Consider the following 5805-nt stretch of genomic DNA (forward strand, 5'->3'; position numbering starts at 1 on the left):
GTCTTCGGAGATGACAGTGCCGCCCGTCAGGATGGCGATGTCTTCGAGCATGGCCTTGCGGCGGTCGCCGAAGCCAGGAGCCTTGACGGCAGCGATCTTCAGACCGCCGCGCAGCTTGTTGACGACGAGCGTTGCCAGGGCTTCGCCTTCGACGTCTTCAGCGACGATGAGGAGCGGCTTGCCGGTCTGAACGACGGCTTCGAGAACCGGGAGCATCGACTGCAGGTTCGAGAGCTTCTTCTCGTGAAGGAGAATGAAGACGTCTTCGAGGTCGGCGATCATCTTTTCCGGGTTGGTCACGAAGTAGGGGCTGAGGTAGCCACGGTCGAACTGCATGCCTTCGACGACTTCGAGTTCGGTTTCGGCGGTCTTGGCTTCTTCAACCGTGATGACGCCTTCGTTGCCGACCTTCTGCATGGCTTCAGCAATGTCGAGACCGACCTGCTTGTCGCCATTGGCCGAAATCGTGCCGACCTGTGCAACTTCTTCCGAAGTCGAGATCTTCTTGGCCTTGGCCTGGAGATCCTTCACGACGTCCGCAACAGCGAGGTCGATGCCGCGCTTCAGGTCCATCGGGTTCATGCCGGCTGCAACGGCCTTGTTGCCTTCGCGAACGATCGCCTGGGCAAGAACGGTAGCCGTCGTGGTGCCGTCGCCGGCGATGTCGTTGGTCTTCGAAGCAACTTCGCGGACCATCTGGGCGCCCATGTTTTCGAACTTGTCTTCGAGTTCGATTTCCTTGGCGACGGAAACGCCGTCCTTGGTGATGCGCGGCGCGCCGAAGGACTTGTCGATGATGACGTTACGGCCCTTCGGGCCGAGCGTGACCTTCACTGCATCGGCGAGAATGTCGACGCCGCGCAGCATTTTTTCGCGCGCGGTGCGGCCAAACTTGATTTCTTTAGATGCCATATTCTTAACTCCTGAATTCGAGTTGTTCGGGCAAAGAGCCCGTCAGCCATTTCGGGAAAGCAGGTCGGCCGATCAGCCGATGATGCCCATGATGTCGGCTTCCTTCATGATCAGAAGGTCTTCGCCGTCGATCTTGACTTCGGTGCCGGACCACTTGCCGAACAGGATGCGGTCGCCAGCCTTGACGTCGAGTGCGACGACCTTGCCGGACTCATCGCGCGCGCCGGAGCCGACGGCGACGATTTCGCCTTCCTGCGGCTTTTCCTTGGCGGTATCGGGAATGATGATGCCGCCCTTGGTCTTGGCTTCGGACTCAACGCGGCGAACAACGACGCGGTCGTGAAGGGGGCGGAAGTTGGTGCTTGCCATTGTCTAATCCCTCGATCGAATGACATTCGCGGGCCGGATTGGCCCACATGGATAGATGTTAGCACTCCCTTGCGGTGAGTGCTAGCGACGAGCATTTAGGGATGGCTCCGAGAGGAGTCAATGAGAGCAATCACGAATTTTTGTGCCGGAATTGTGAAGATGCCGGAGAATAGTCGGAGATTGCGGCCGAAACCTCGGCGCAGCTGAACTTTGCCGAACTCGTCCGCGCTCGGCGATCTGCCGCTTCGCGGTAATCGTCAAAACACTTTGCCCTTCCGCTTTGCCGGACCGCCGTTCGAGTTCTTCGCATTGGCCCGGCAGCGAAGAAAATGGCTTGCCATCGCCTTGCGCCTTTGCAATGTCACCGGTGACTGAAGCAAATCGGGAAATCGGAATGGCCAAGCGGATAGAGAAGTTCTCGGAGATGTCAGGTCACTATGATGTGGTGCTCTGCGATGTCTGGGGCGTCGTTCACAACGGCGTCGATCCGTTCCCGAAGGCGGCCGCAGCGCTTGAAGCGGCCCGCGAAAGCGGCCTCGCCGTTGTCCTTATCACCAATTCGCCGCGCCTTTCCTGGCAGGTGGTCGAGCAACTGCGCCAGATCGGCGTTCCCGACAGCGCCTATGACAGGATCGTCACCTCTGGCGACGTCACGCGCGGTTTGATCGCCGAAGGGCCGAAGACGGTCTTTCTGCTCGGCCCCGAGCGCGACAAGGCGCTGCTCGAAGGCATTGGCGTCGAGCGCCGGCCGGCGGGCGAAGCGCAATCGCTGGTCTGCACCGGCTTTTTCGACGACGAGACCGAGAAGCCGGAGGATTACACCGACATGCTTCTCGATTTCAAAGCCCGCGACGTGCCGATGATCTGCGCCAATCCCGACCTCATTGTCGAGCGCGGCCATCGCATCATCCCCTGCGCCGGCGCCATGGCCGCCTATTATGAGCAGCTTGGCGGCAAAACCCGCATCGCCGGCAAGCCGCACCGGCCGATCTACGAGGCGACGCTAGCGGCTGCCCGCGAGCTTCGCGGCGATTTCCCGGTCGACCGCGTGCTGGCGATCGGCGACGGCATGCCGACCGATGTGCGCGGCGCCTTGAATTACGGCCTCGACCTCCTCTACATCAGCGGCGGTATCCACGCTAAGGAATATACTCTCAACGGCGAGACCGACGAGGCGATCCTCAACGCCTATCTCGAACGGGAAAACGCCGCGCCGAAGTGGTGGATGCCCCGCCTTGCATGAAGACACGCCTTGCATGAAGAGAAGCCAGCCGATGACCGTCTTCCACCGCAATGAAACCCGGGAACCCTTGCCCGCCCATCTGAAGGGCGGCGTCATTGCCATCGGCAATTTCGATGGCGTGCACCGCGGTCATCAATCGGTGCTGAGCCGGGCGCTCGAGATCTCCAAGGCGCGCGGTATCCCCGCTTTGGTGCTGACCTTCGAGCCCCATCCGCGCACGGTCTTCCGGCCGCAGGCGCCGGTCTTCCGCCTGACGCCGGCGCCGCTGAAGGCCCGTATCCTGGAAACGCTGGGCTTCAGCGCCGTCATCGAATATCCCTTCGACTACGAGTTCTCGCAGCGCTCGGCCGATGATTTCATCCATTCGATCCTGAAGGATTGGCTCGGTGCTTCCGAAGTCGTCACCGGCTTCGATTTCCACTTTGGCCGCGGCCGCGAGGGCGGTCCCGCCTTCCTGATGAATGCCGGCCATACCTATGGCTTCGGCGTGACCCTGATCGATGCCTTCCGCGACGAAAACGCCGATGTCGTCTCTTCCAGCCATATCCGCGCGCTGCTGAAGGAGGGCAATGTCAGCGAAGTCGCCGGCATGCTGGGTTATCGCTATACGGTGGAAGCCGAGGTGATCGACGGCGAAAAGCTCGGCCGGCAGCTGGGTTTTCCCACGGCCAACATGCGCCTGCCACCGGAGGTCGATCTTGCCGCCGGCATCTACGCCGTCCGCTTCCGCCGCCAGGACGGCACGCTCCACGATGCCGTCGCAAGCTATGGCCGTCGCCCGACGGTGACCGAAAACGGCGCACCGCTGCTCGAAACCTATCTTTTCGATTTCAGCGGCGATCTCTACGGCCAGCTCTGCTCCGTCTCCTTCTTCGGCTATCTCCGCCCCGAGCTGAAATTCGACGGCCTCGATCCGCTCGTTGCCCAGATCAAACGCGATGAGGAAGAGGCGAGGGCGCTGCTTGCGGGTGTTAAGCCACTCGGCGCTCTTGATCAGAAACTCTGCTTTTCCTGAGGTCGCCTTGAGTTATCTCCGGCTCAGTGGAAACTGACCGGGATCGTTCGTCCATGGATCGAAGATCGCCGCGCCGGAGAAGCGCGTATCCCTGACGTTTCGCGTCACCAGATAGAGATTGTGCTCGATTGCGGTGGCAGCGAGCATCGTGTCGACAACCGACGGCGCATGTCCGGTCTTGAGTTTTACCCGCCCCGAAATGACGCCCCAGTGCCTGACGGCTGCGTCGCTCAGCGAAAGAACGCGTTGCGAAAACCTTTCCTCCAGCGCATCGCGGGAGGCGGCATAACGATAGCGGTTTTGATCGTCGTCCGGCAGGTTTTCGATGCCCTTGTCATATTCCGCCAGTGTGAGGATGCTGATGAACATCTTCTTCTCGTCTTGAGCCGCAGCCCAGGATTTGACGGAGGGTGCACCGTTCGGATTGATCAGCGCGGCAATGACGTTGGTATCGAGCAGCCAGCCGATCACAGCTCGGCATCCCGCCCGTAATCTGCCTCTCGCTCGAGGTCGAGCTCTTTGAGATCGAGGCTTTCCATGAAGGTGACGAAAGGTTTTTCCGGTTCGGCTTTGGTCAGTTGGTCGAGCTCTTCGGCGCTGATGACGACGACGCTGTCCCGGCCGCGAACGGTCACGCGCTGTGGCCCTTCGCTCTGTGCACGACGGACTACCTCGCTGAAGCGCGCTTTCGCGTCCTCGAGCTTCCAGCTTTGCTTCGTGATTTTTTTCATACTTCTGGCTCTCGATCTAATCTGGTCAGATAGTCAGTTATATACCGCAAGCCGCATAGAGTTTCCAGCCCTAGGCTTTCCGGAACGATGCGGGCACCGGCGATTCCAGCCGTTGAAGCCGATTGACAACCGCGAATTCTTCTCTTCCTTTTCCCGGCAAAAACGCCTATGAACCGGCGCGATGAAGAAATATCGGCTGGCAATGATGATGCGAATTATCGGCCCGGCCTTCCGCGCGCGCTAAGCGGCCGGAAGGTCCGGGTTTTTGGCGCTTGGATACGAGCGCTTCCGTCACCAGCAATTTCACGCCCGTTGCGCCCCTTCCTGGGCTGCCAGAAAACGATTGTCAGACATGACCGACACAGCCGAAAAGATCGACTATTCGAAGACCCTCTATTTGCCCGAGACCGACTTCCCCATGCGCGCCGGCCTGCCGCAGAAGGAACCGGAACTCGTCAAGCGCTGGCAGGAGATGGGTCTCTACAAGAAACTGCGCGCTTCCGCCGCCGGCCGCGAGAAATTCGTCCTTCATGACGGCCCGCCCTATGCCAACGGCAACATCCATATCGGCCACGCGCTGAACAAGATCCTCAAGGACGTCATCAACCGTTCGTTCCAGATGCGCGGCTACGACGCCAATTACGTGCCTGGCTGGGATTGCCACGGCCTGCCGATCGAATGGAAGATCGAAGAGAAGTACCGCGAGAAGGGCAAGAACAAGGACGAGGTCCCGGTTAACGAATTCCGCCGGGAATGCCGTGAATTCGCCGCCGGCTGGATCAAGGTCCAGGCGGAAGAATTCAAGCGCCTCGGCATCGAGGGCGACTTCGACAATCCCTATACGACGATGAATTTTCACGCTGAATCGCGCATCGCCGGCGAACTCCTGAAGATCGCCGCAAGCGGTCAGCTTTATCGCGGCTCCAAGCCGATCATGTGGTCGGTGGTCGAGCGCACGGCGTTGGCAGAGGCCGAGGTCGAATACCAGGATTATGAGAGCGACACGATCTGGGTGAAATTCCCGGTCGTCGAAGGTCCGGTCGCGCTCAAGGATGCGTTCGTGGTCATCTGGACGACCACGCCCTGGACTATCCCCGGCAACCGCGCGGTCTCCTTTTCGCCGCGCATCTCCTACGGCCTCTACGAGGTGACGGCAGCCGAGAACGATTTTGGTCCGCGTCCCGGCGAAAAGCTGATCTTTGCCGATAAGCTGGCCGAGGAATCCTTCGCCAAGGCCAAGCTTCAGTACAAGCGCTTGAGCGATGTCTCTGCGGCCGACTTCGCAACGATGACCTGCGCGCATCCCTTCAAGGGTCTCGACGGCGGTTATGAATTCCGTGTGCCGCTTCTCGATGGCGACCACGTCACCGATGACGCCGGCACCGGCTTCGTCCACACCGCACCCAGCCACGGTCGCGAAGACTTCGATGCCTGGATGTCGGCTGCCCGCACGCTCGAGGCCCGCGGCATCGACACCAAAATCCCGTTCCCGGTCGACGACGGCGGCTTCTATACCGCCGACGCTCCCGGCTTCG

7 protein-coding genes and 1 pseudogene are annotated in these 5805 nt (G+C 60.5%); 3 read left to right on the plus strand and 5 right to left on the minus strand.

The window, feature by feature from the left end; all coding sequences use genetic code 11:
• The 3 genes from groEL to FY112_RS36720 all read right to left on the minus strand — a co-directional run.
• Positions 1-912 (minus strand): chaperonin GroEL (gene groEL, locus FY112_RS37690; RefSeq protein ID WP_246700661.1); only part of this gene is annotated, 912 nt, incomplete at its 3' end.
• Positions 913-984: 72 nt separating this feature from the next.
• Positions 985-1281, minus strand: a complete 297-nt coding sequence (gene groES / locus FY112_RS13105; protein WP_003545797.1) for a co-chaperone GroES — start codon at positions 1279-1281, stop codon at positions 985-987.
• 117 nt (positions 1282-1398) lie between these two features.
• The gene (locus tag FY112_RS36720) at positions 1399-1683 is read right to left on the minus strand and encodes a hypothetical protein (protein ID WP_181018206.1); all 285 of its coding nucleotides are present in this window, start codon (positions 1681-1683) and stop codon (positions 1399-1401) included.
• Here FY112_RS36720 and FY112_RS13110 point away from each other — a divergent pair.
• Both FY112_RS13110 and FY112_RS13115 read left to right on the plus strand, forming a co-directional pair.
• The gene (locus FY112_RS13110) at positions 1676-2524 is read left to right on the plus strand and encodes a TIGR01459 family HAD-type hydrolase (protein ID WP_029872592.1); all 849 of its coding nucleotides are present in this window, start codon (positions 1676-1678) and stop codon (positions 2522-2524) included. The two genes, FY112_RS36720 and FY112_RS13110, sit on opposite strands and share 8 nt — an antisense overlap.
• Before the next feature lie 31 nt (positions 2525-2555).
• Positions 2556-3539, plus strand: coding sequence for a bifunctional riboflavin kinase/FAD synthetase (locus FY112_RS13115; protein ID WP_131630392.1), 984 nt, complete (start codon positions 2556-2558; stop codon positions 3537-3539).
• Positions 3540-3551: 12 nt separating this feature from the next.
• On the opposite strand, the gene FY112_RS13120 is transcribed toward FY112_RS13115, so the two are convergent.
• Positions 3552-4010 carry a type II toxin-antitoxin system VapC family toxin gene (locus FY112_RS13120; RefSeq protein WP_072639533.1) on the minus strand — a complete coding sequence of 153 codons (459 nt, stop codon included), beginning with the start codon at positions 4008-4010 and terminating at the stop codon, positions 3552-3554.
• The gene (locus FY112_RS13125) at positions 4007-4270 is read right to left on the minus strand and encodes a type II toxin-antitoxin system Phd/YefM family antitoxin (protein WP_151518541.1); all 264 of its coding nucleotides are present in this window, start codon (positions 4268-4270) and stop codon (positions 4007-4009) included. The genes FY112_RS13120 and FY112_RS13125 overlap by 4 nt, the downstream gene beginning before the upstream one ends.
• 397 nt (positions 4271-4667) lie before the next feature.
• Here FY112_RS13125 and FY112_RS37695 point away from each other — a divergent pair.
• Positions 4668-5805 (plus strand): annotated as a pseudogene (locus tag FY112_RS37695) (class I tRNA ligase family protein); the annotation flags it as partial.

It is taken from the genome of Rhizobium sp. PEPV16, from assembly GCF_008919455.1.
Classification (GTDB): Bacteria; Pseudomonadota; Alphaproteobacteria; order Rhizobiales; family Rhizobiaceae; genus Rhizobium; species Rhizobium leguminosarum_Q.

Excerpts from the sequence above, each read along its gene's own strand:
- FY112_RS13115 (WP_131630392.1), top strand. The coding sequence starts at position 2,556 with ATGACCGTCTTCCACCGCAATGAAACCCGGGAACCCTTGCCCGCCCAT.
- FY112_RS13125 (WP_151518541.1), bottom strand. The coding sequence starts at position 4,270 with ATGAAAAAAATCACGAAGCAAAGCTGGAAGCTCGAGGACGCGAAAGCG.
- groES (WP_003545797.1), bottom strand. The coding sequence starts at position 1,281 with ATGGCAAGCACCAACTTCCGCCCCCTTCACGACCGCGTCGTTGTTCGC.
- FY112_RS13110 (WP_029872592.1), top strand. The coding sequence starts at position 1,676 with ATGGCCAAGCGGATAGAGAAGTTCTCGGAGATGTCAGGTCACTATGAT.